The organism is Bradyrhizobium sp. 159 (assembly GCF_023073795.1).
Taxonomy (GTDB): Bacteria; Pseudomonadota; Alphaproteobacteria; order Rhizobiales; family Xanthobacteraceae; genus Bradyrhizobium.
Genome location: NZ_JADPKE010000066.1, coordinates 1 through 22,750 on the forward strand (window position 1 = coordinate 1; position 22,750 = coordinate 22,750).

A 22,750-nucleotide genomic window follows, 5' to 3' on the forward strand; every position below is an offset into this window, starting at 1 on the left:
TCACCCTGACACCACCATCTCCTTGCGCCTCAAGCTCAAGCGCGCCGGGTGGAACGATGCCTTTCTTTTTGAGCTCCTCGGCCACATGCGATAGCCCTGACCCTCAGGGGGAGGGTAGGAGGGGCAGTCGCGCGCTCCTTCGCTACTTTTGCGGCGGGCCGAGATCGAGCGGCGGCAAGTCGATCTGCGGCACTTCGATCTTGATCGTGCTGGGGTCGATGTTCGATTGCACGCCCTTGTAGTGCATCACCATCGAGGGGAACGCGATCACCAGACCTACCATGATCAACTGAATCACGACGAATGGCACCGCCCCCCAATAGATCTGGCCCGTGGTGACAGGCTCCATTCGCTTGCCGGTGACGCGATCAGTATATCGATCCTTCGGGGCGACCGATCGCAGATAGAACAGCGCAAAGCCGAATGGCGGATGCATGAACGAGGTCTGCATGTTGACGCCGAGGATGACGCCGAACCAGATCAGGTCGATGCCGAGATGCTCGGCGGCAGGTCCGAGCAGCGGGATCACGATGAAGGCCAGCTCGAAGAAGTCGAGGAAGAAGGCCAGCACGAACACGAACGCGTTGACGAAGATCAGGAAGCCGACCGGGCCGCCGGGCAGGGAGGTGAGCAGGTGCTCGACCCAGACATGCCCGTTGACGCCGTAGAAGGTGAGCGAGAACACGCGGGCGCCGACCAGGATGAACACAACAAAAGCCGACAGCTTGGCGGTCGATTCCGTGGCCTGCCGGATCAGGTCCCAGCTCAGCCGCCGCTTTGCGGCACCGAGGATGAGGGCGCCGGCGGCACCCATCGCGCCGCCTTCGGTCGGCGTCGCGATGCCGATGAAGATCGTACCCAGCACCAGGAAGATCAGGAACAGGGGCGGCACCATGACGAAGGTGGTCTGCTGCGCCATCTTCGAGAGGAAACGGAAGCCGGTGAGCTTGTCGATAACCCAGTTCAGCACGGCGACGACGAAGGCGAAGATGATACCGTAGAACATGCTCAGCACGACGTAGTCGGCGCCATGCGTGCTCGAACTGCGCATCATGAACCATCCGAACACACAGCTCGCGAGGAACAGCATGCCGAGCGAGACCAGGCCGCGGCTGCCGTCCTCCTCGCGGAAACCGATGGCCTCCTTCGGCAGGCCCGGCACGGCCTTCGGGAAGATCATGCTGACGAGGAAGGCATAACCGGCGTAGAGGGCGGCGAGCACGAGGCCCGGGATGAAGGCGCCTTCGTACATGTCGCCGACGGACTTGCCGAGCTGGTCGGCCATCACGATCAGGACGAGCGAGGGCGGAATGATCTGCGCGAGCGTGCCGGACGCGGCGATGACGCCGGTCGCTACCCGGCGGTCATAGCCGTAGCGCAGCATGATCGGCAGCGAAATCAGCCCCATCGAAATCACCGAGGCGGCAACCACGCCCGTCGTCGCGGCCAAGAGCGCACCGACGAACACCACCGCGTAAGCAAGTCCGCCGCGGATGGTGCCGAACAATTGGCCGATGGTGTCGAGCAGGTCCTCGGCCATGCCCGATCGCTCCAGCACCAGCCCCATGAAGGTGAAGAAGGGAATGGCGAGCAGCGTGTCGTTGTTCATCACGCCGTAGACCCGCTCCGGAAGGGCCTGGAGGAAGTCGGGGTGGAATTGGCCGAGCTGGACGCCGATGATGGCGTAGAACAGGCCGACGGCGCCGAGCGAGAATGCCGCGGGATAGCCGAGCAGCAGCACGACAACCAGCGACGCGAACATGATGGGCGCCATATTGGCGATGATAAACGCGGTCATGATTTCCCCTAAACCGTCGCCAACGGCTACTTCTTCTCGATCGCTTCGACGAGATGCTCGACTTCTGCCTCGAGCGCCGACACTTGGGATTCATGCGGATCGGGCATCAGTCCGCGCATGACTGCCATCCGCTTGATCAGCTCGGAGATACCTTGCACGAGCAGGAGAGCGAACCCGATCATGATCAGGGCTTTGGCAGGCCATTGCGGCAGGCCGCCGGCATTGCCGGATTGCTCGTTGATGTGGAAGGAGCGCTGGAAGAACGGCACGCCGGTGATGATCATCACGACGCACAGCGGAATGAGGAAGAACAAGTGACCGATCACGTCGATCACGTTGCGGGCCGTCTTCGGCAGTGCGTTGTTCACGATATCGATGCGGATGTGCTCGTTGTCGAGCAGCGTCCATGACGAGCAGAGCAGGAAGACGATGCTGAACAGCACCCATTGCAGCTCGAGCCACGAATTGGAGGACGTATCGAAGGTCTTGCGGATGACGGCGTTGACCGCCGAGATGATGACTGCGAGCACGATCAGCCATGCCAGGCGTTTGCCCGTCCAGCGCGTGAACGCGTCAATCCTGCTGCTCAACTTTAGGAGCGCTTGCAACGATAGGTCCTCCCCCGATTGTGCCCCCGGCCGTCTTGACTGCGCCGAGTTGGCGCGTGGCTTGTCTCGCCGCGCAGGCATGAGGCAGCCGCACCAAACCAGCGGGCGTGCCGCCAGTCAATTGGAAGTTTGTTGATAGTTAAGGGGAAATAATACCCGCGAGCAGGTTAAGGGCTACCCGCCGGTGACGCTCATATGCCTGGAGACGCTGGGACGGTTGTGGCGGCGGTCGATAATGAAATCGTGGCCCTTGGGCTTGAGCCCAATGGCACGATCGATCGCATCCGCAAGCAGCACATCCTCGTTCGATGCACGCAGAGGTTTACGCAAATCGGAAGCATCCTCGTGGCCAAGGCAGGTGTGCAGCGTTCCGGTGCAGGTGATGCGCACCCGGTTGCAGGATTCGCAGAAATTATGGGTCATTGGTGTGATGAAGCCGAGCTTGCCGCCGGTCTCGGCGACGTTGACATAGCGCGCGGGTCCGCCCGTGCTCTCGGCTAGGTCTGTCAGCGTGAATTGCTGGGCGAGACGCGCGCGCACCAGGGACAGCGGCAGATATTGGTCGATCCGGCCCGAGCCGATCTCGCCCATCGGCATGACCTCGATCAGCGTCAGGCCCATGCCCTTGCCATGGGCCCAGCGCATCAGCTCGGGGAGCTCGTCCTCGTTGAGGTTCTTCAGGGCCACCGCGTTGATCTTCACGCTGAGCCCTGCGGCGCGGGCGGCTTCGATGCCTTCCAGAACCTTGTCGATCTCGCCCCAACGGGTGATCTCGCGAAACTTCCGGGGATCGAGCGTGTCGAGCGAGACGTTGATGCGGCGGACGCCGCAATCGGCGAGCTCCCGCGCATGCTTCGCAAGCTGGGTGCCGTTGGTGGTCAGCGTCAGCTCATTCAAGGCGCCGCTGGAAAGATGCCGCGACAACGAGCGCACCAGCATCATCACGTTGCGGCGGACCAAGGGCTCGCCCCCGGTGAGCCGCAGCTTCTTCACGCCCTTTGCGATGAAGGCCGAGCAGAGCCGGTCGAGTTCCTCCAGCGTCAGCAGGTCAGCCTTGGGCAGGAACGTCATGTCCTCTGACATGCAATAGAAGCAGCGCAAATCGCAACGGTCGGTCACGGACACGCGCAAATAGCTGATGGTCCGCCCGAACGGATCGGTCATGGGGCTCGACAGCGCGGCGAGGGGACTCGCTGTAGCGAGGGGGCTCGCGGAAGATCCGTTCATACGGGAAGCCTTGTACTTCGGGCAGCTTGCGCACCGACGCTTCAGCGGTGCTCTGGAAGCAATCTAAGCATCGGAGAGGCAAAGGACAATCGGGTCGATAGGTCAGCGCCTCCCGCGCTTGGCTCGGGGGACGCGGCCCGCGCGGCGTCCGCCGGGCTGCGGCTGCCGCAGGTTTCGGCTTCTTGGGCCGCTGCGGCTTACGGACCGGTTTGGGCGGAGTGGCCGATTGAAGCTCTGCAAATCCCGGATTTGGCGCGGTGATGGAGGCCACCTTCTGCGACCAACCGCTACATCGCCCAGCCGGACCTAAGGCGTGCCGCTTGGGCAGGCAACCACGGCTGCGCATCGATCACGCAGAATTGCAAGGAATAACTCAGATTTATCAGGGGTTTGCTGGAGCCTGGGCGGTCATCAGGCTGCGCGCTGCGGCGGGCAGGTCACGCATGTGATGGATCAGCCGGTCCGGCTTCAGTTCGGCGATCGGCACGTCCGTATAGCCGAAGCTGACCCCGATCACGGGCACCCCGGCCCGGCGGGCCACGCCAACGTCGGTTCCGGCATCACCGACCATGATGGAGGCTTTGACCTCCCCGCCGGCGCGCGCCACGGTCTCGCGGAAAATGGTCGGGTCCGGCTTCTGGACGCCGAACGTGTCCGCGCCGCAGATCGCCGCGAAGCGGCGGCTGAGGTCGAGCTGGTCCAAAAGCCGCTTCGACAGCCATTCCAGCTTGTTGGTGCAGACCGCGAGGCGGTGGCCTTGGGCGGCAAAATGGTCGAGCGCGGCCTCGAGCCCCTCGAAGGGGCGGGATTCCACCGCGATATGATCGGCGTAATAGGCGATGAAATCCGCCGTCATCCGGTCCATGTCGGCAGTGGTGACGGTGCGCCCCTCGGCCTCCAGGCCCCGCTCGATCAGTTTGCGGGCCCCGGCGCCGATCATGTTCCGGGCCGAGGCCATCGGCACCGGCGGCAGCCCTTCGCGGTCGAGCACGTGATTCAGCGCGGTGATCAGGTCGGGCGCCGTATCCACAAGCGTGCCGTCGAGATCGAAGACGATGGTGTGAGGGAAGGTCATGGGCGAAGCGCTACCGGCCCGGTCGTATCGAAGCAAGGGGCGGGACCATAAGATCCGCTTATAGACCTGATCCCAGACCCTGTTCTCCGGGAAAAAACGAGGCTACATAGGCCGCCGCAACCGGCCACACCCGGCGGCACATTCTCGATTCAAGGCGGGCGCAAACGTGAACATGGACCAGTTGAAGCGGCAAGCGGCCGCGCGCGCCCTCGAGGAGGTGCGTGACGGCATGCAACTCGGGCTCGGCACCGGCTCGACCGCAAAACATTTCGTCGAGCTGCTCGGCGAGCGCGTCGCCGCCGGGCTCAAGGTGATCGGCGTACCGACCTCGGAAGCGACCCGCTCGGACGCCGAGCGTTGCGGCGTGCCACTGACCACGCTGGACGAGATCGACCATCTCGACATCACCGTCGACGGCGCCGACGAGATCGATCCCGAGCTCAACCTCATCAAGGGCGGCGGCGGGGCGCTGCTGCGCGAGAAGATCGTGGCGGCTGCGTCGGATCGCATGATCGTGATTGCCGACGAGAGCAAATGGGTGCCGACGCTCGGACGCTTTCCGCTGCCGGTCGAGGTCATCCCGTTCGGGCTTGGGGCAACGCGTCGCGCGATCGAGATTGCATTTGCCGAATGCGGCGTTTCCGGGCAGATGGCGGTCCGCAAGGCCAAAGACGGCCACGTTTTCGTCACCGATGGCGGCCACTGGATCGTCGATGCCCAGCTCGGACGTATTGTGGATCCATCCGGCCTCGCCAACGCGTTGAGCGCGATTCCGGGCGTGGTCGAGCATGGGTTGTTCATCGGCTTGGCCGGCTCGGCCGTTTTGGCGGGCGGCGAGGGAATCCGCGTGATTGAACGGCGCAAGCCGAAAGGAGACTTGGAATGAAGATCGTGTTGAAATTCTTGCCGGCTGCGACCCTCGCTGTGGGACTGGCGCTTTCGGCCGCCCCGGCAATGGCCCAGCAGGCCGCGCCCAAGGCCGCCGCGCCGGCCCAGCCGAAAGCCTCACCTGCGGCGATTGCGGCGGCCAAGGAGATTTTGCAGATCAAGAACGCGACTGCGATGTACAGCGGCGCCGTGCCCGGCCTCGTCGAGAAGACCAAGATCGCGCTGATCCAGCAGAATCTCAACTACCAGAAGGACCTCAACGAGGTCGCGCCGATCGTCGCCCAGCAGCTCAACGGCCGCCAGAACGAAATCGGCGAAGGCATGGCGCAGATCTATGCCAGCGAATTTACCGAGCAGGAGCTCAAGGACCTCGTCACCTTCTACAGGTCGCCGCTCGGCAAGAAGCTGATCGAGGCCGAGCCGCGCGCCATCGGCCTCAGCATGGCCTTCATGAACTCCTGGGCCCAGAACTTCTCCGAGACCGTGATGGGAGCCTTCCGCGCCGAGATGCGCAAGCGTGGCAAGGAGATCTGAGCGCACCTATCTGATAGGAGTCCTAAAGCGCGTCATCGCGCTCTGGGTTGTTATTTGAGCAAGATCTTTTTCGGAAAACCGCTCCACACTTTCCCGGATCATGCTCTGAAAGAGGTCGGAGTGGACAATGGCTGAATTCGACGTCGACCTCTTTGTCATCGGTGGCGGCTCGGGCGGCGTGCGGGCCGCCCGCATCGCGGCTGGTTACGGCGCCCGCGTGATGATCGCGGAAGAGTACCGCATGGGCGGCACCTGCGTGATCCGCGGCTGCGTGCCGAAGAAGCTGTTCGTGATCGGCTCGCATTTTCGTCATGAGCTCGAGGACGCCGCCGGCTTCGGCTGGACAGTCCCGCCAGCCACCTTCGACTGGCCGACGCTGATCGCCAACAAGGACAAGGAGATTGCGCGGCTCGAGGCGGCCTACACGGCCAATGTCGAGAAGTCGGGTGCGCAGATCGTCAAGAGCCGGGCGGTGATCGAGGATGAGCACACTGTCCGTCTGCTCGAGAACGACCGCAAGATCACGGCGAAGTACATCCTGATCGCCACCGGCGGGGCGCCAAACCATGGCGCGGCGATTCCCGGCATCGAGCACGTGATCTCCTCCAACGAGGCTTTCCATCTGAAAAAGTTGCCGAAGCGGATCGTGATTCAGGGCGGCGGCTACATCGCGCTGGAATTCGCCGGGATCTTCGCCGGCTTCGGCTCGGACGTCACGGTGATCTATCGCGGCGACAACATCCTTCGCGGTTTTGACGAGGATGTTCGGACCCACGTTCGCGCCGAGATGGAGAAGCAGGGCATCACCATCCTCACCGGCTGCACCGTGACCAAGGTCGATCGGCACGGCGAGGAGTTCACCACGCATCTGTCGAACGGGTCGAGCCTCGCCTCCGATCAGGTCATGTTCGCGATCGGCCGCCATCCTGCGGTGGCCAATCTCGGCCTTGAGAACGCCGGCGTCGCCATTAATCCGAGCAATGGCGGCATAGCGGTGGATGGTTTCTCGAAGAGCTCGGTCGACAGCATCTATGCGATCGGCGACGTCACCCACCGCTTCAACCTGACGCCGGTAGCGATCCGCGAAGGCCACGCCTTTGCCGACACCGTGTTCGGCAAGCGCGAGGTCAGGGTCGATCATGCCAACATCCCGACCGCCGTGTTCTCGCAGCCGGAGGTCGGCACCGTCGGCCTCACCGAGACGGAGGCACGGGCGCAGTACAGCCACGTCGATATCTACAAGACGACGTTCCGCCCCATCAAGGCGACGATGTCGGGCCGCGACACCCGCATGCTGATGAAGCTCGTCGTCGACGGGGCGACCGAGCGCGTGCTGGGCTGCCACATCGTCGGCGATGCCGCCGCCGAGATTATCCAGGCGGTCGCGATCGCTGTGAAGATGAAGGCGACCAAGGCCGATTTCGATGCGACGATCGCGCTGCACCCGACCGCGGCCGAAGAGCTCGTTACCATGCGCACGCCGAGCGCACGCCACGTGCGCCAGGCGGCGGAGTAGCCTTTCGACTGTGAGGTCTCGGCCTGTGAGGCCTTGACGTTATGTTCATGTTTTGTTCTTATGCTGCGATCGTCAGGGAGGCAGCCATGGACAACCGTATCAACGAAATCCGCAGAACCATACGAGCGCTCCGGGTCAGCATGCTCGAGGCCGAGTCCATCATGCGTGAGCAGGTCAATCGGGACGAGGACTGCAGCTTCGTCGCGCAGGAAATCCTCAAGATGCGTTCGGTCATGAGCCTGCTCGTCAAGGAGCGTGCAACGCTCGGCGATGACGAGCCGATCCTCGTCAACTGCCTCTATCTCCGGCGACGCCGGCAGCCGCGAAAATCATCGGCTGATCGCCTCCCGGAGCCGGCAATATTCCACCGCAACGCGTGGCGGCGAGGATCTGACCGGAACGGGGCGACCGCTCATTCGAGCGACTGACGGGCAGCCCGCTCAGGCTTGCCGGACGGGCTGTCCGCCCACTTCGCCATGTCCGTCGTTCGCACGTCGATGCCTTCGCACCAGAGGCAGCTGAGCTCCGCGCGGCCCTTGGCCGAAAGCATCGGGACAAGTCCATGGCCGCAGCCGGGGCAAGACGTGACGCGATTCATGCGTTCCTCCGATGCCCGAATTCAAGACGACATTTCGTTGCCGAAGCTTGCCCGGGCGTTATGACGGAGCAGGAACGCTGCCAGTCGGAGCGCTCGTCCCTGAGATGGTCGAGGCTGCGATCCAGCGCGAAACTGCCCCGATGTCCTCGGCATGTTCGCGATAGGCGCGAAGCTGGAATTCTGAGGAGCTGCCGCGCGCAACGATGGTCCGACAGTGCTCGACCTCGGCGGCGCAGTTCAGTGCCGCTGCGTCCCCAGCGATGTCGTCGATCACGCGGGAGAGCAGCTCCGAGATCGTGACGGGCCCGTCCTTCGAGGCGAAGATGCAATCGGTGCCGTAGCGCTGGGCGCGCCATTTGTTTTCGACCGCAATCGCGCGTTCGACCGCGGTGACCTCCTTCGACAGGTGGGGCCGCAGGTAGAGGTGCCGTGTCAGGCAGCGATAGAGCGAGGCGATCGCGACGGCGTCGTCGATGAAGGTGCAGGTGTCGGGCGCGCGCAGCTCGAGGGTCGGGTGTCGCATCGAAGGTCGCATCGCCCACCAGATGTGGCTCTCGTCGGGAATCACGCCCGAGCGCTGCAACGCGCCGACATAGTCGTCGAAGTCCTGCTTGCTTTCGAACAGTTCGGGCAGGCCGGTGCGCGGCAGCTCGGAGTAGGCGGCGAGCCGGTAGCCCTTTAGTCCGGTCTTGTGCGAATTCCAGAATGGGGACGAGGCGGAGAGCGCGATGAACAGCGGCAGATGCGGCAGCATCGCCCGCATCACCGCCATGCGCTTCTCGGGATCTGGCAGCTGGACGTGCACATGCATGCCGCACATCATGTTGCGGTGGCCGATGCTGCGCAAATCCTCGATCATCTCCTCGTAGCGCGGTTTCGGGCTGGGCTGCGACATGCGCCAGACCGCGGTCGGATGCGTGCCGCAGGCCATGATCACGAAGCCGTATTGCGCGGCGACGTTTGCGACCTCGCGGCGCAGGAAGCGGAGCTCTTCGCGCGCGTCATTGACCTCGACGTGAATGTTGGTCGCGACCTCGAGTTGGGATTGCAGCATTTCCCGCATCGCCTGGCCGCCGGTCGACCAATTCGCCGATTCGAACAGCTCGTTGGGAGTCTCGATCGCGACTTCCAGGCTGCGACGATCGGCGAGGAAATATTCCTCCTCGATGCCGAACGAATATTCCGCCGCCTTGCCGCCTCTGCCGGCGGAGCGAATGACGAAGTGCTGCCTGTCGTCGGACGGATCAAGCCGCAGCAGTTTCAAAACGTCTGAAGCAAATGTCATTGTCCCACCCGGCCGAGGTATTTACCTGCCGGCAACAATTCTTCTGGATGGAACGGGTTCCGCGTCGCACTCACCCGTAATTGCAAGAGTGAACGGAACAATCTTCACGCTTTCGGACGCGCGCGCGATCAGCGTGTGATTCGGCGGCACTTCGGCCCAATCCTCGTCCTTGTCGAACGGCTCGGACACGACGACGACCTGGCCGCCGGCCTCGCGGAAATACAGCGTGTTCGCGGCATCGTTGACCGCAACGCGGAACGCGTAGAGATCGTGGCCGTTGGCGATCGCGCTCGTGAAGCGCAGCCGTTCGCGTAGCTGGCCTTCGTTGACGAGACTGACGAGGGCTTGCAGCACGCGGTGCGTTGCGCCGAGCGGATCGCTATCCAGACCCGCGCCCATCATGGCGAGGAATACGGCTTCCGAATCGGTGGTGCCCAGCCGCGATGGGTAATAAGGATCGGGGATCAACGCCTCGACCCTGCGCCGCAGCCGATTCCAGCTCCCGACGAATCCATTGTGCATGAACATCCATTGGCCGCAGGCGAAGGGATGGCAATTCTGCCGTGTCACCGCCGTGCCGGTGGCCGCGCGCACGTGCGCGAAGAACAAATGCGAGCGCAGATGGCGGCAGAGATAGCGCAGGTTCTCGTCCGACCAGGCCGGGCGCGTCTCGCGATAAAGGCCTGGCTCCGGATGCTCGCCGTACCAGCCGAGGCCAAAGCCGTCACCGTTCGAACCCGCCGTCGACTGAAGCGAGCGGATGCTCTGCGCGACCAGCGAATGCTCGGGCTCGGTGACGTAGGGCTCGAAGGACGTCGTCTCGCCCCGGTATGCGATCCAGCGGCACATGAGGGATCCTCTCGGGGATGTGTCTTGAGCTGCACCAACAGTTCTGACTCCCTCATGGTTCCCGGTGATGCCGGGAGCGCGACCAAGGCCGGCTTCGTTGCTAGGATGCGAGAAAATCGAGATGGAGATCGAGATGAATGATCGAGCCAAGCTAGCCGCGCTCAAGCGCCATTGGGATGCTTCGGACGCGAGCAATTTCGAGGCGGAGCATGACATTTACTGCGAGGATGCCGTGCTCGACTATCCGCAGTCCGGCGAGCGCATCCGCGGTCGTAGGAACATTCAGGAGAGTCGATCCGCGCAGCCGAACAGGAAGCGATTCACGGTCCGGCGGATTGCCGGTGGAGGCGATTTCTGGGTGAGCGAATTCGTCCTGAGCTATGATGGGGTGCCGTCCTACGTCGTGAGTATCATGGAATTCCGCGAAGGCCTGGTGGCGCACGAAACGCAGTATTTCGGTGACAGGTTCGAGCCGTCGCCCTCGCGTGCGCATCTCGTCGAGCGGGGAGGATGAGGAGCACTTGGCCAGGGGCATCCATTCATGCTGGCTCGCGATGCAACGAGCGCCAACCCGACACCATCGCCCTGAGGTGTGTGACCGCGCGGCGCATGGCGTCACTTGGCGAGCCACGAAAGATCGACTCCAGCCCGCTTCCATGGCCATATGGAACCCAATGCGGCGGCTAGTCGCAGCCGTATCGCCTTGATTCCGACAGCCCCGTCTTTATCTCTGAGAGGAACAAGAATCCGGGCCCCTCTGGCGAGGACGCCGACAATGTCGGCAAACCTCGTGATGTCGGATGACCTGTCCCGCGCGAATGCGATGGATCGGCCGATCGTCGGGCCTTCTTCGGTTCTCTCCGACCAGTCGTTCCATCGCAGCTCCGTGCGGCCATTTCGCAAGCTTAGGGAGCAACGATGTCTGACGCCAAGCATTCAAATCCGATCGAGATCGAGATCGCCGATCCGTCCAGCCTGAACGAGCAGGCTGCGGCGGCGCTGGTCATTGCCGGCGCGCTCGTCGCCGTGGCCGACCGGCGCGTTTCGCCGGTCGAGCGCGACGAGGTGATCCGCTTCATTCGCGATCGCGGATTGGCGCCTCATATCGAGGACGAAAGGCTATTTGGGATGTTCGACACACTCGCCGAGCGACTCGAGGAGCCGGATTTTGCAAACGTCGTGATCGATACGCTGCGGCCGGTCTCGGACATGCCGCTGTCGTCGCATCTGATGGAGTTGTCGGAGCGCGTCGCCGCTGCCGACGAGGACGTGCATCCGCATGAGGTGCAGGCGATCAAGCTGTTGCGCCTGCTGACGCTGGCCCTGCCGCGTGCAAAGCAGGTCGCACCGGGTGCTGCGCGCGCCCAACAGCCCGTGGCGGCAGAGGAGTGAGCATGAGCGCAGCTTCGGACGAGCCTACGAATGGGGCCACGGGCCCCGCCAGCCAGTTGGCCGGCGGCGACCCGCGTCTCGACAAGCTCGTCCATCGCTTGCCGCCGCGCATGGGCGACGCCGTCACCTATCTGCTCAAGCCGTCCAGCCGCTGGATCAGGATTCCCTCGGGCCTGCTGCTCATCGTCGGCGGCGTGCTCTCCTTTCTGCCGGTGCTCGGCGTCTGGATGCTGCCGCTCGGTCTTGCATTGCTGGCGGAAGACGTGCCGCTGCTGCGCTCCTCGCGCGCCAAGGTCCTGGATTGGGTTGAACGGAAGAAACCGCACTGGCTCGATCCGTCTGCACCGAAAAACGATCAATCATGACAGAATTCATCACCGCCGATGCTCTGACCGCGCTGTTTCAGGTCATCCTGATCGACCTCGTGCTGGCCGGAGACAACGCCGTCGTCATCGGCCTTGCCGCGGCGGGACTGCCGGCCGAGCAGCGCCGGCGCGCCATCGTCGTCGGCATTGTCGCCGCCACGGCGCTCCGCATCGTCTTCGCCGGCGTTGCGACCCAGCTCCTGCAGGTGATCGGCCTCCTGCTCGCCGGCGGCGTGCTGTTGCTGTGGGTCTGCTGGAAGATGTGGCGCGAGCTGCGCGAGCAGTCCGCGCATTCGCGCCAGCTCGCGTTCGAGTATGGCGGCGGCGCGGGTGCTGCGCCGGCGCAGCGAAAGACCTTTGGTCAGGCGGCCTTGCAGATCGTCGCCGCCGACGTCTCGATGTCGCTCGACAACGTGCTCGCGGTTGCGGGCGCCGCGCGCGAGCATCCCTACATCCTTGCCTTCGGTCTGCTATTGTCGGTGGCGATGATGGGCGTTGCGGCCGACCTGCTCGGCCGCGTGCTGCAGAAGCAGCGCTGGATCGCCTATGTCGGTCTCGCCATCATCGTTTACGTCGCCTTCGAGATGATCTATCGGGGCTCGCTCGAGCTCGCGCCTGTCATCGCGAGTCTGTGAGGCGCTTCCTATTTGCAATCCGGAGTGATCAATGACGTCTGAACCGAAAGCACCTTCGGCGCATGCCGCGGAGGGGCCGCAGATCGGCCCGTTTGCGCAGCTCATCTTTGGTTCGCGCTGGCTGCAAGTGCCGCTCTATGTCGGCCTGATCATCGCGCAGGGCGTTTATGTGCTGCTGTTCCTCAAAGAGCTCTGGCACCTGGTCTTGCACTCGTTCGACGCCAGCGAGCAGCAGATCATGCTGGTCGTGCTCGGGCTGATCGACGTCGTCATGATCTCGAACCTGCTGGTGATGGTGATTGTCGGCGGCTATGAGACCTTCGTCTCCCGCCTGAACCTGACCGGGCATCCCGACGAGCCGGAATGGCTCAGTCACGTCAATGCCAGCGTGCTCAAGATCAAGCTGGCGATGGCGATCATCGGCATCTCCTCGATCTCTCTGCTCAGGACCTTCATCGAGGCGGGCAATCTCGGCACGACGCGCAGCAATTTCACCGAGAGCGGCGTGATGTGGCAGGTGCTGATCCACCTGACCTTCATCATCTCGGCGATCGGCATCGCTTGGGTCGATCGCCTCAGCGAGAGCGGCCATCGCAAGGAGGCAAGCCACGGCTGACGAATCCGGCCGTCCGATACCTCCCGAGCGGCCAAGCCTGGGCCCGCCTGGTCGCTTGGTCGGGCGGGCTCCCTTTTCCGGATCGATAAAATTGCCTGCAATCCGCACAGTAGCGGCAAACCCTGCGAACAAGAAGCGCGCGGCTTTAAACCTCGACTTTGGAACCAGCGTGCATCCTCCCGGCAAAAGGGCAGGGCATCCTCATGTCTATTCTCAGGGAGATCGTCGCCGCAGTCGCAGGAGTGTACGCGCTCCTGTTTCTCTGCGACGCATTGTTCGGGGTCGGCGAGGCACGCTTCGACGAGGCCTATTTCCGCACCAGTTTCTACGCGCCGCGGCCGAAGGAATTTCGCTTTGCGAGCGATACGCCGCCGGCGGTGCGAGTTAGCGACGCATTTGCGCAATTCGCGCCGGGCGAAGCCAGGCTGAACAGGCGTTACTCGTCTCTGACGACGATCATTCGCTGACGTCATTCCCCCTAGGTCTGGGTCCATTCCGCGACGCCGCCCCACCTTGTATCGCGGTGATCGGGGCGGTGGCGCCGACGTCGAATGGCTTGACCGTCAACACCTCCGGTTTGATCGCCGACCGTTTCCCAACAATTGCGAATTTGACTTTGGCCGCAAGGGTTTGCAATGCGGAATGGATTTACAACTGGCGGGACGGGGCCAGCCTGTGTATAAGGCGGCCCTCGCAACCCACAGATCAGGTTGCGCTTTTTGCTTCACGGAGAGATTGCGATGTCCGAGCGGTGGACGCCCGAGTCCTGGCGCAGCAAGCCGGTGCTACAGGTGCCCGACTATCCCGACGCCAAGGCCTTGGCCGACGTCGAGGCGCAGCTTGCGACCTTTCCGCCGCTGGTGTTTGCCGGCGAAGCGCGCAATCTGAAGAAGGCGTTGGCACGGGTTGCGGCCGGCGAGGCCTTCCTGCTCCAGGGCGGCGACTGCGCTGAGAGCTTTGCCGAGCACGGCGCCAACAACATCCGCGACTTCTTCCGCGTGCTGCTCCAGATGGCGGTGGTGCTTACTTACGCCGGCGCCGTCCCCGTGGTGAAAGTCGGCCGCATCGCCGGCCAGTTCGCCAAGCCGCGGTCGTCGCCGACCGAAAAGGTGAACGGTGTCGAGCTCCCGAGCTATCGCGGCGACATCGTCAACGACATCGCCTTCACCAAGGAAGCGCGCGTGCCGGATCCGCAGCGCCAGCTGATGGCCTACCGCCAGTCGGCCGCGACGCTGAACCTGCTCCGCGCCTTCGCCACCGGCGGCTTCGCCAATCTCGGCAGCGTGCATCAATGGATGCTCGGCTTCCTGAAGGATAGCCCGCAGTCCCGCCGCTACAAGGAATTGGCCGACCGCATCTCGGACGCGCTCAACTTCATGCGCGCCTGCGGCCTCGATCTCGAAAGTCATCCCGAGCTGCGCGCCACGGATTTCTACACCAGCCACGAGGCGCTGCTGCTCGGCTACGAGCAGGCCCTGACCCGCGTCGATTCCACCACCGGCGACTGGTACGCGACCTCGGGCCACATGATCTGGATCGGTGACCGCACCCGCCAGCTCGATCATGGCCATATCGAATATTTCCGCGGCATCAAGAACCCGATCGGGCTCAAATGCGGCCCGTCACTTAAGCCCGACGAACTGCTGAAGCTGATCGACGTGCTCAACCCCGACAACGAGCCGGGCCGGCTGACGCTTATCGGCCGCTTCGGCTCCGACAAGATCGGTGAGCATCTGCCCAACATGATCCGCGCCGTGCAGCGCGAGGGCCGGGTGGTGGTCTGGTCCTGTGATCCCATGCACGGCAACACCATCACCTCGACTTCGGGCTACAAGACCCGCCCCTTCGACCGCATCCTGTCCGAGGTGAAGTCGTTCTTCGCGGTCCACGCCGCGGAAGGCACCCATGCCGGCGGCGTGCACCTGGAGATGACGGGCCAGGACGTCACCGAATGCCTCGGCGGCGCCCGCGCCATCACCGACGAGGATCTCAACGACCGCTACCACACGGTCTGCGATCCCCGTCTCAATGCTGAGCAATCCATCGACATGGCTTTCCTGATTGCCGAGCTGCTGAAGCAGGAACGCGCCGGCAAAGCCAGGCCGATGCCGGCCGCAGCGGGGCTCTAGAACCTTGCTGCGAATTTGGAAGGCCACGATCAATTCCCGGAACGGTCTGGCCTTTGCGTTCCGCTCGGAGCAGGCCGTCCGCGAGGAGATCTTTGTGCTCCTCCTGTCGCTGCCGCTGGCCTGGTTCATCGGCGCGACCGCGATGCGCGCGGTCGAGCTGGTCTGTGCAGTCGCCTTCGTGCTGGTGGTCGAGCTGCTCAACACCGCGATCGAAAAACTCGCCGACCGCCTGACCATGGACCACGACAAGCAGATCGGCCGGGTCAAGGACATGGGCTCGGCCGCGGTCGGCGTTGCGCTGCTGATGGCTGGCGCGTTCTGGATCTTTGCGCTCATCGAGCGATTGGGTTTCGTCTAGCGAGGATCGAACAAGGGCGGTCCATGACCGAACGTCTCAACGCATTCGCGGTCACGCTCGCCCAGCTCAATCCGACCGTGGGCGACATCGAGGGCAATGCTGCGAAGGCACGCTCGGCGCGCGCGCGAGCCGCCGCCGACGGTGCCGATCTCGTGCTGTTTCCGGAATTGTTCATCGCCGGCTATCCTCCGGAGGACCTGGTGCAGAAGCCGGCGTTCCAGGCTGCCTGCCGCGCCGCGATCGAAGGCCTCGCGCGCGAGACCGCGGACGGTGGTCCGGCGATGCTGGTCGGCACGCCCTGGGTCGAGGAGGGCAGGCTTTACAATGCCTGTGCGCTGCTCGATGGCGGCCGTGTCTCCGGCTTACGCTTCAAATGCAATCTGCCGAACTACGGCGTGTTCGACGAGAGGCGACTGTTTGCGCGCGGACCCGCAGCAGGACCCGTGACCGTGCGTGGCGTGCGCATCGGGGTGCCGATCTGCGAGGACATCTGGCTGGAAGAGTCCGAGGACTACGAAAACGTGATCGAGACGCTGGCGGAGACTGGCGCCGAGATCATCCTGGTGCCGAACGGCTCGCCTTACGCCCGCGACAAGAACGACGTTCGTCTGTCGGTCGCCGTGGCGCGCGTCACCGAAAGCGGCCTGCCGCTGGTCTATCTCAATCAGGTCTGTGGCCAGGACGAGCTCGTGTTCGACGGAGCGTCCTTCGTGCTCAATGGCGACCTCTCGCTTGCGGCGCAATTACCGGCGTTCGAGGAGAGCGTGGTCACGCTGCGCTTCACCAGGAATGGTGACGACTGGCGCTGCACCGGGCCGGTCGCCCAGCAGCCCGAGGGCGACAAGGCCGATTATGCCGCCTGCGTGCTGGGCCTCCGCGATTACGTCGCCAAGAACGGCTTTCCAGGCGTGCTGCTGGGCATTTCCGGCGGCATCGATTCCGCGCTGTGTGCGGCGATCGCGGTCGATGCGCTCGGCGCCGATCAGGTGCATGGCGTAATGCTGCCTTATCGCTACACGGCACCACACGCGATTGCGGATGCCGGCGAGCTCGCGGGCCATCTCGGCATCCGCTACGAGGTTTTGCCGATCGCCGAAGCGGTGAACGGGTTCGAGACGATCCTGTCCGGCATCTTCAAGAATCTGCCGCCAGATATCACCGAGGAAAATCTCCAGGCCCGCACCCGCGGCACGCTCTTGATGGCGATCTCCAACAAAACCGGCTTGATGGTGGTGACGACAGGCAACAAGTCGGAAATGTCGGTCGGCTACGCCACGCTCTATGGCGACATGAACGGCGGCTTCAATCCGATCAAGGACATTTATAAGACGCAGGTGTTTCGGCTGGCGACACTGCGCAATTCCTGGAAGCCGGAAGGCGCGCTCGGACCGGCCGGGGAGGTCATTCCGCCGGATATCATCACGCGGCCGCCGACCGCGGAATTGCGCGAGAACCAGCGTGATGAGGATTCTCTGCCGCCCTACGATGTGCTCGATGCCGTCCTGGAGCGTCTGGTCGAACGCGAGGAGCCACTTGATCACATCATCGCAGCCGGCTTTGACCGCGAGACGGTCACCCGCATCGACCATCTCCTCAACGTCGCCGAATACAAGCGCCGCCAGGCCGCACCCGGCGTGAAAGTGACACCTAAGAACTTCGGTCGCGACCGCCGCTATCCCATCACCAACCGTTTTCGTGACAAGGGCGAGCCCTTGCCGGCGGCGGATGAGGCGCTGGTGTCACGTGGTAGCAAGGCGTCGATCGACGCGTTTGAGGGGTGACTCTTCTAGATGCCCGCCTCGCGCGGAATGACGGTGAGAACTCGGGTTGCCGCTACGACGGGGTTGCGAAGAAGAGCACGCGAAGGAAGTGGGTGTAATCGGATTCGAGCACCATGATCGACACAAATACCAATACCACGACCGGCGGCAGCAGGATGGCGTAGGCCAGGGCCAGTCGCTCCCAGGCCATGTGCATGAAGACAGCGACGATCAAGCCGGCCTTCAACACCATGAACAGCAGGATCAGCGACCACCTCAGATAGCCATGTAGGCCAAAGTAGTCGACGAGGTAGGAGCACGTGCTGAGGACGAACAACCAGCCCCAGACCACGAGGTAGAGCTTGATCGGGTGCTGTTGACCCTTGGCGTGAACGGCCCCCGTTGCGACTGCGCCATGCACCGGAGCGTGAAGTTGTCCTTCCATGTGTACCGCCGCGTTTGTCATGCGCCGACCTCACCAAAGATAGAAGAATGCAAAGATGAACACCCACACGAGATCGACGAAGTGCCAGTACAGGCCCGTGATCTCGACGATCTCGTAATACCCCTTGCGGCTCGTGAAAAAGCCGCGCCTCTCGACGTCGAAATCGCCGCGAAAGACCTTCCGCGCGATGGCGATGAGGAAGATCACACCGATCGTGACATGGGTGCCGTGAAAGCCCGTGATCATGAAGAAGCTCGCGCCAAACTGCGGGGCACCCCATGGATTGCCCCAGGGCCGGACGCCCTCCATGATCAGCTTGGTCCATTCGAAGGCCTGCATTCCAACGAAGGTCGCGCCGAAGGCTGCCGTGGCCAGCATTAAGGCCGCGGTTCTGACGCGATCGCGTCGGTAGCCGAAATTGACGGCCATCGCCATGGTGCCGCTGCTGCTGATCAGGATAAACGTCATGATGGCGATCAGAATCAGCGGAATGTGCTTGCCGGCGATGTTGAGAGCGAAGACTTCGCTGGGATTGGGCCAGGGCACGGTCGTCGACATGCGCGCCGTCATGTAGGAGAGCAGGAAGCAACTGAAAATGAAGGTGTCGCTGAGGAGGAAGATCCACATCATGGCCTTGCCCCAGGACACGTTCTTGAAGGCGCGCTGATCGGACGCCCAGTCGTCGGCGACGCCGCGCCAGCCCTCAGGCCGCGCAGGCGATTGGCCCGGATTTGTGAGCACGGTCTCAGCCATCTGGTCTCTCTAGCTCAGCAATTGGCGGCAGATGTTGACGAAATCGTCGGTCCAGCCCGTGAGAAGACCGAGCAGGACAAGCCAGACCAGCAGCAGGAAGTGCCAGTAGATGGCGCACAGCTCCACGCTCAAGCGCATGTTGGCGATCTCGGTGCCGCGCCACATCTTGGCTGAGGTTCGGCCCAAGGCCACCAGACCGCCTGTCAGATGGAGCCCGTGCACTGCGGTCAACAGGTAGAAGAAAGAATTCGCCGGATTGGACGCCACGAGATATCCGGCAGCCCCCAGCCGTTGCCAGGCCAGGAGCTGCCCGGCGAGGAAGATCACGGCAGACGCTCCGCCGGCGAGCAGACCGATCATGGCGCCTTCAGCATCGTGTCGGCGCGCGGCCACGTACGACCATTGCAGCGCGACGCTGCTCAGGACCAGGACTCCTGTGTTGACCCACAGCAGTCGCGGTATCGGCAGCGGCCGCCAGTCCACCACGCTCATGCGCATCGAGTAGGCGCTGATGAAGAGGACGAATAATGCGCTCGCGACGGCGAGAAACACGCCAAGTCCGACCTTCGCTGCCGGCCAGGTCATGGTATCGCCGCCCGGGAAGTTACCGACCGGGCCTTCCTCCAGCCATGGCTTGGCCGTCAGCCGCTGCTGCGATAGCCACCAACCGGCGATCACCGCAAGCACAGCCAGGAAGAGGATGACGGCGCTCACGAAGCAGCTCCCTGAATGAGCTGCGTCGCGCGCGGCGGCTGGTTCTGCGGAATGAAGTCCTCTGCGGCGCCGGGCACGCTGTAGTCATAGGCCCAGCGGTACACGACCGGGAGCTCCTTGCCCCAGTTGCCGTGCCCTGGAGGGGTCTCCGGCGTCTGCCACTCTAGCGTCGTCGCCCGCCACGGATTGCCGCCTGAGGCCTCACCTTTGAACAAGCTCCAGGCAAGATTAAACAGGAACACCATCTGGCTGAAGCCGACGGTCAAGGCCACCACGGAGATGAAGGCGTTGAGTGAATGGGCCGAGGATGGGATGAATGTCGCATCGCCGAGTTCGAAATACCGCCGCGGAACCCCGAGCAGTCCAAGATAGTGCATGGGGAAAAAGATCAGGTACGCGCCGAGGAAGGTGACCCAGAAGTGAAACTTGCCCAAGGCCTCGTTCAGCATCCGTCCCGTGACCTTGGGGTACCAATGATAGATCGCGCCGAGCACGACCATGATCGGCGCCACGCCCATCACCATGTGGAAATGCGCGACCACGAACATGGTGTCCGAGAGGGGCACGTCCACGACGACGTTGCCGAGGAAGAGGCCGGTGAGCCCGCCGTTCACGAAGGTGATGATGAAGCCGAGGGCGAACAGCATCGGCACCGTGAGATGGATGTCGCCGCGCCACAGGGTCAGCACCCAGTTGTAGACCTTGATCGCGGTGGGGATTGCGATGATGAGCGTTGTGGTGGCGAAGAAGTACCCGAATTGCGGGAACATGCCGCTCACATACATGTGGTGCGCCCATACGATGAAGCTGAGCGCGCCGATGGCCACGATCGCCCAGACCATCATACGGTAACCAAAGATGTTCTTGCGCGCATGCGTGCTGATCAGATCGGAGACGATGCCGAAGGCGGGCAGGGCGACGATGTAGACTTCGGGATGGCCGAAGAACCAGAACAGGTGCTGGAAGAGCAGCGGGCTGCCGCCACCATATTTCGACAGCGTGCCCATCTCGACGAGCGAAGGCATGAAGAAGCTGGTTCCGAGCAGGCGGTCGAGCAGCAGCATGACCGAGGCAACGAACAGGGCAGGGAATGCCAGCAACGCCATGACGGTCGCCGTGAAAATGCCCCACACCGTCAGGGGCAAGCGCATCAACGTCATGCCGCGGGTGCGGGCCTGGAGTACCGTTACCACATAATTCAGTCCGCCCATGGTGAAGCCGATGATGAACAGGATCAGGGACGACATCATGAGAATGATGCCCCAATCCTGCCCGGGCGTTCCGGAGAGGATTGCTTGCGGCGGGTATAACGTCCAGCCGGCGCCGGTGGGGCCGCCGGGCACGAAGAATGTCGAGGCCAGCACCAGGACTGCGAGCAGGTAGACCCAGTAGCTCAGCATGTTCACATAAGGGAAGACCATGTCCCGCGCGCCGACCATTAGCGGGATCAGGTAGTTGCCGAAGCCGCCCAAGAACAGCGCGGTGAGCAGATAGATCACCATGATCATGCCGTGCATGGTGATGAACTGAAGGTATTGGTTGGCATCGATGAAAGAGAAGGTGCCGGGGAATCCCAATTGCAGCCGCATCAGCCACGATAGCACCAGGGCCACCAGCCCGATCGCCGTGGCCGTCAGCGAATACTGAATAGCGATCACCTTGGCGTCCTGCGAGAAGACATATCGTGTCCACCAGCTCCTCGGATGATAGAGCTCGACATCAGGTACTTCGGCAGGCGGGATGCCGGGGATCCCTTCATATGGAATATCGACCACAGAAACCTCCTCGGTCGTTTCCATCGGGGGAGGCGTTGGCCTCATGCACCCGATCTATCTTTGCGGCGGCAGCTTGCTAGTTGCCTCCGGATTGGAACGTCGCCTTCACGACGGCCTTCGCCGGCGACAATTCTGCAAACGTTTTTTGTTGCTCCAGCCAAGCGTGATATTCACGCTCTTCGTCGACGATGACCTTGGCCCGCATCTGATAGTGAGCAGCGCCACAAAGCTCCGCACAGAGAACATCGAACGTTCCGGTTCGGATTGGCGTTATCCAGAAATAGGTCACCATGCCTGGAACCATGTCCATCTTGGCCCGGAATTCGGGCACGTAGAAATCGTGCAGGACATCAACCGAGCGGAGCAGAACCTTGACCGGCTTTCCCACTTGAAGGTGCAGGTCGCCGTTCTCGATCACGACGTCGTCCTGCGCGTGTTGGTCGTCATGATTGAGCCCCATCGGATTGTCGGAGGCGATGTTGCGGACGTCGGATGTGCCCAATTGCCCATCCTTGCCCGGAAGGCGGAAGCTCCATTGCCATTGCTGCCCCATGACCTCGACCTCGGTGGCATCCGCAGGCACCGTCACGAACTGGTGCCAGACCACGAGGCCAGGCGCCAGCATGGCCGCGACGCCGACGCCGGTTCCGACGCTCAGCCACCATTCGAGCCTTTTGTTTTCCGGATTGTAATCGGCCCGTCTTCCCTCTTTGTGGTGAAAGCGGAAGACGCAGTAGGCCATGAAGGCGATGACCGCGACGAATACAAAGCCCGTGATCCAGAACGTGATGTTGATGGTGTGGTCGATATAGGCCCAGTTAGTGGCGATCGGCGTCCACCACCACGGGCTGTAGAGGTGAAACAGCACGGAGCCAATCGCGACCAGCAGCAATATCAGTGCGACAGCCATCCTGATCCATCCTTGCCATTGAAGGCTACGGATACGAATCCAGGGCGGAGCTCATGTCGGTTGCGATGGCTGGCCTTTCTCGTTGGCGTTCATGCCATCTCCGGCCTCTTGCTTCGCCCATTCCACTGGTCGCGAAATCAAAGGAACGCTCGCGACCATCAATCTCATCGGAGCTTAGGGCGTCTGTGTCTAAAATGATCCCAGCCTAAGCCGGCGTCAATAGAGCATATTTTCGTGTCGACGCGGCGTGGGCGTTGCCGTCGTCGGGCACGACCAAGCATCAGGGCATCAGGTGCGCTCAGCGTCCGGGGTGATGCAACGCACAATCAGCCGCACAATTCACCCAACCGTGAGTGCAGCCGTGCCCCGCGCGCGCTAAGCTTGTGAGGCAGGTCGCGGCGGGTTCCGTCCGGCCAGGCTCGTTCGCTGAACCTGGGTTGCCGTACCCGACCCATCGCGTTTCCTGCTTATCCGGCGGACACGCGTGGCTGGAAAGCGCGTGTCATCGAAACCGCGATTT

25 protein-coding genes are annotated in these 22,750 nt (G+C 63.0%); 13 read left to right on the forward strand and 12 right to left on the reverse strand.

The window, feature by feature from the left end:
- Window positions 1-142: 142 nt before the first annotated feature.
- The 4 genes from IVA96_RS17975 to IVA96_RS17990 all read right to left on the reverse strand — a co-directional run bounded on the left by IVA96_RS17975 (window position 143) and on the right by IVA96_RS17990 (window position 4,708).
- Window positions 143-1,798: a TRAP transporter large permease subunit gene (locus IVA96_RS17975; RefSeq protein ID WP_247276791.1), complete on the reverse strand. Its 1,656-nt coding sequence runs from the start codon at window positions 1,796-1,798 to the stop codon at window positions 143-145.
- A 26-nt stretch (window positions 1,799-1,824) separates the two neighbouring features.
- A complete protein-coding gene (locus tag IVA96_RS17980) occupies window positions 1,825-2,406 on the reverse strand; it encodes a TRAP transporter small permease subunit (RefSeq protein ID WP_247276792.1) in 582 nt (193 codons plus the stop codon).
- A gap of 174 nt (window positions 2,407-2,580) precedes the next feature.
- Window positions 2,581-3,633, reverse strand: coding sequence for a GTP 3',8-cyclase MoaA (gene moaA, locus IVA96_RS17985; RefSeq protein ID WP_247276793.1), 1,053 nt, complete (start codon window positions 3,631-3,633; stop codon window positions 2,581-2,583).
- Window positions 3,634-4,015: 382 nt separating this feature from the next.
- Entirely contained in the window at window positions 4,016-4,708 is a 693-nt protein-coding gene (locus IVA96_RS17990; RefSeq protein WP_247276794.1) for an HAD-IA family hydrolase, read from the reverse strand.
- Between the two features lie 166 nt (window positions 4,709-4,874).
- On the opposite strand from IVA96_RS17990, the gene rpiA reads away from it, so the two are divergent.
- The 4 genes from rpiA (at window position 4,875) to IVA96_RS18010 (ending at window position 8,074) form a co-directional block, all read left to right on the forward strand.
- Complete coding sequence (gene rpiA / locus IVA96_RS17995; RefSeq protein WP_247276795.1) at window positions 4,875-5,594, forward strand: ribose-5-phosphate isomerase RpiA; 720 nt, start codon at window positions 4,875-4,877, stop codon at window positions 5,592-5,594.
- Window positions 5,591-6,130, forward strand: coding sequence for a DUF2059 domain-containing protein (locus IVA96_RS18000; RefSeq protein WP_247276796.1), 540 nt, complete (start codon window positions 5,591-5,593; stop codon window positions 6,128-6,130). Before rpiA ends, IVA96_RS18000 begins: the two co-directional genes overlap by 4 nt.
- A 127-nt stretch (window positions 6,131-6,257) precedes the next feature.
- Window positions 6,258-7,646: a glutathione-disulfide reductase gene (gene gor, locus IVA96_RS18005; protein ID WP_247276797.1), complete on the forward strand. Its 1,389-nt coding sequence runs from the start codon at window positions 6,258-6,260 to the stop codon at window positions 7,644-7,646.
- A gap of 86 nt (window positions 7,647-7,732) precedes the next feature.
- Complete coding sequence (locus tag IVA96_RS18010; RefSeq protein WP_247418487.1) at window positions 7,733-8,074, forward strand: hypothetical protein; 342 nt, start codon at window positions 7,733-7,735, stop codon at window positions 8,072-8,074.
- Here IVA96_RS18010 and IVA96_RS18015 read toward each other — a convergent pair.
- From IVA96_RS18015 to IVA96_RS18025, 3 genes are read right to left on the reverse strand one after another with little or no spacing between them, the layout of a single operon-like run.
- A complete protein-coding gene (locus IVA96_RS18015; protein WP_247418488.1) occupies window positions 8,059-8,244 on the reverse strand; it encodes a hypothetical protein in 186 nt (61 codons plus the stop codon). The genes IVA96_RS18010 and IVA96_RS18015 overlap by 16 nt on opposite strands.
- A 58-nt stretch (window positions 8,245-8,302) precedes the next feature.
- Complete coding sequence (locus IVA96_RS18020; RefSeq protein WP_247418490.1) at window positions 8,303-9,529, reverse strand: carboxylate-amine ligase; 1,227 nt, start codon at window positions 9,527-9,529, stop codon at window positions 8,303-8,305.
- Window positions 9,530-9,550: 21 nt separating this feature from the next.
- Window positions 9,551-10,378: a class II glutamine amidotransferase gene (locus IVA96_RS18025; RefSeq protein ID WP_247276800.1), complete on the reverse strand. Its 828-nt coding sequence runs from the start codon at window positions 10,376-10,378 to the stop codon at window positions 9,551-9,553.
- A gap of 133 nt (window positions 10,379-10,511) precedes the next feature.
- On the opposite strand from IVA96_RS18025, the gene IVA96_RS18030 reads away from it, so the two are divergent.
- From IVA96_RS18030 to IVA96_RS18070, 9 genes are all read left to right on the forward strand, one after another.
- The gene (locus tag IVA96_RS18030) at window positions 10,512-10,892 is read left to right on the forward strand and encodes a nuclear transport factor 2 family protein (protein ID WP_247276970.1); all 381 of its coding nucleotides are present in this window, start codon (window positions 10,512-10,514) and stop codon (window positions 10,890-10,892) included.
- Between the two features lie 404 nt (window positions 10,893-11,296).
- A complete protein-coding gene (locus tag IVA96_RS18035; RefSeq protein WP_247276801.1) occupies window positions 11,297-11,770 on the forward strand; it encodes a TerB family tellurite resistance protein in 474 nt (157 codons plus the stop codon).
- A gap of 2 nt (window positions 11,771-11,772) precedes the next feature.
- Window positions 11,773-12,135 carry a hypothetical protein gene (locus IVA96_RS18040; RefSeq protein WP_247276802.1) on the forward strand — a complete coding sequence of 121 codons (363 nt, stop codon included), beginning with the start codon at window positions 11,773-11,775 and terminating at the stop codon, window positions 12,133-12,135.
- Entirely contained in the window at window positions 12,132-12,770 is a 639-nt protein-coding gene (locus IVA96_RS18045) for a TerC family protein (protein WP_247276803.1), read from the forward strand. The genes IVA96_RS18040 and IVA96_RS18045 overlap by 4 nt, the downstream gene beginning before the upstream one ends.
- Before the next feature lie 31 nt (window positions 12,771-12,801).
- Window positions 12,802-13,386, forward strand: coding sequence for a TIGR00645 family protein (locus tag IVA96_RS18050; protein WP_247276804.1), 585 nt, complete (start codon window positions 12,802-12,804; stop codon window positions 13,384-13,386).
- A 203-nt stretch (window positions 13,387-13,589) separates the two neighbouring features.
- Window positions 13,590-13,853: a hypothetical protein gene (locus IVA96_RS18055; RefSeq protein WP_247276805.1), complete on the forward strand. Its 264-nt coding sequence runs from the start codon at window positions 13,590-13,592 to the stop codon at window positions 13,851-13,853.
- Window positions 13,854-14,126: 273 nt separating this feature from the next.
- A complete protein-coding gene (locus IVA96_RS18060; protein WP_247276806.1) occupies window positions 14,127-15,515 on the forward strand; it encodes a 3-deoxy-7-phosphoheptulonate synthase class II in 1,389 nt (462 codons plus the stop codon).
- A gap of 4 nt (window positions 15,516-15,519) precedes the next feature.
- On the forward strand, window positions 15,520-15,873 hold the full coding sequence (locus IVA96_RS18065) for a diacylglycerol kinase (protein ID WP_247276807.1): 354 nt from the start codon (window positions 15,520-15,522) through the stop codon (window positions 15,871-15,873).
- A gap of 23 nt (window positions 15,874-15,896) precedes the next feature.
- Window positions 15,897-17,654, forward strand: a complete 1,758-nt coding sequence (locus tag IVA96_RS18070) for an NAD+ synthase (RefSeq protein WP_247276808.1) — start codon at window positions 15,897-15,899, stop codon at window positions 17,652-17,654.
- Between the two features lie 52 nt (window positions 17,655-17,706).
- Here the strand turns inward: IVA96_RS18070 and IVA96_RS18075 are convergent, their stop codons facing one another.
- The 5 genes from IVA96_RS18075 to IVA96_RS18095 all read right to left on the reverse strand — a co-directional run bounded on the left by IVA96_RS18075 (window position 17,707) and on the right by IVA96_RS18095 (window position 22,230).
- A complete protein-coding gene (locus tag IVA96_RS18075; RefSeq protein ID WP_247276809.1) occupies window positions 17,707-18,099 on the reverse strand; it encodes a cytochrome C oxidase subunit IV family protein in 393 nt (130 codons plus the stop codon).
- A gap of 9 nt (window positions 18,100-18,108) precedes the next feature.
- Complete coding sequence (locus IVA96_RS18080; RefSeq protein WP_247276810.1) at window positions 18,109-18,831, reverse strand: heme-copper oxidase subunit III family protein; 723 nt, start codon at window positions 18,829-18,831, stop codon at window positions 18,109-18,111.
- Between the two features lie 9 nt (window positions 18,832-18,840).
- Window positions 18,841-19,545, reverse strand: coding sequence for a cytochrome c oxidase subunit 3 (locus IVA96_RS18085; protein ID WP_247276811.1), 705 nt, complete (start codon window positions 19,543-19,545; stop codon window positions 18,841-18,843).
- Window positions 19,542-21,320: a cbb3-type cytochrome c oxidase subunit I gene (locus IVA96_RS18090; RefSeq protein WP_247276812.1), complete on the reverse strand. Its 1,779-nt coding sequence runs from the start codon at window positions 21,318-21,320 to the stop codon at window positions 19,542-19,544. Before IVA96_RS18090 ends, IVA96_RS18085 begins: the two co-directional genes overlap by 4 nt.
- Before the next feature lie 76 nt (window positions 21,321-21,396).
- Complete coding sequence (locus IVA96_RS18095; RefSeq protein WP_247276813.1) at window positions 21,397-22,230, reverse strand: cytochrome c oxidase subunit II; 834 nt, start codon at window positions 22,228-22,230, stop codon at window positions 21,397-21,399.
- Window positions 22,231-22,750 lie beyond the last annotated feature (520 nt).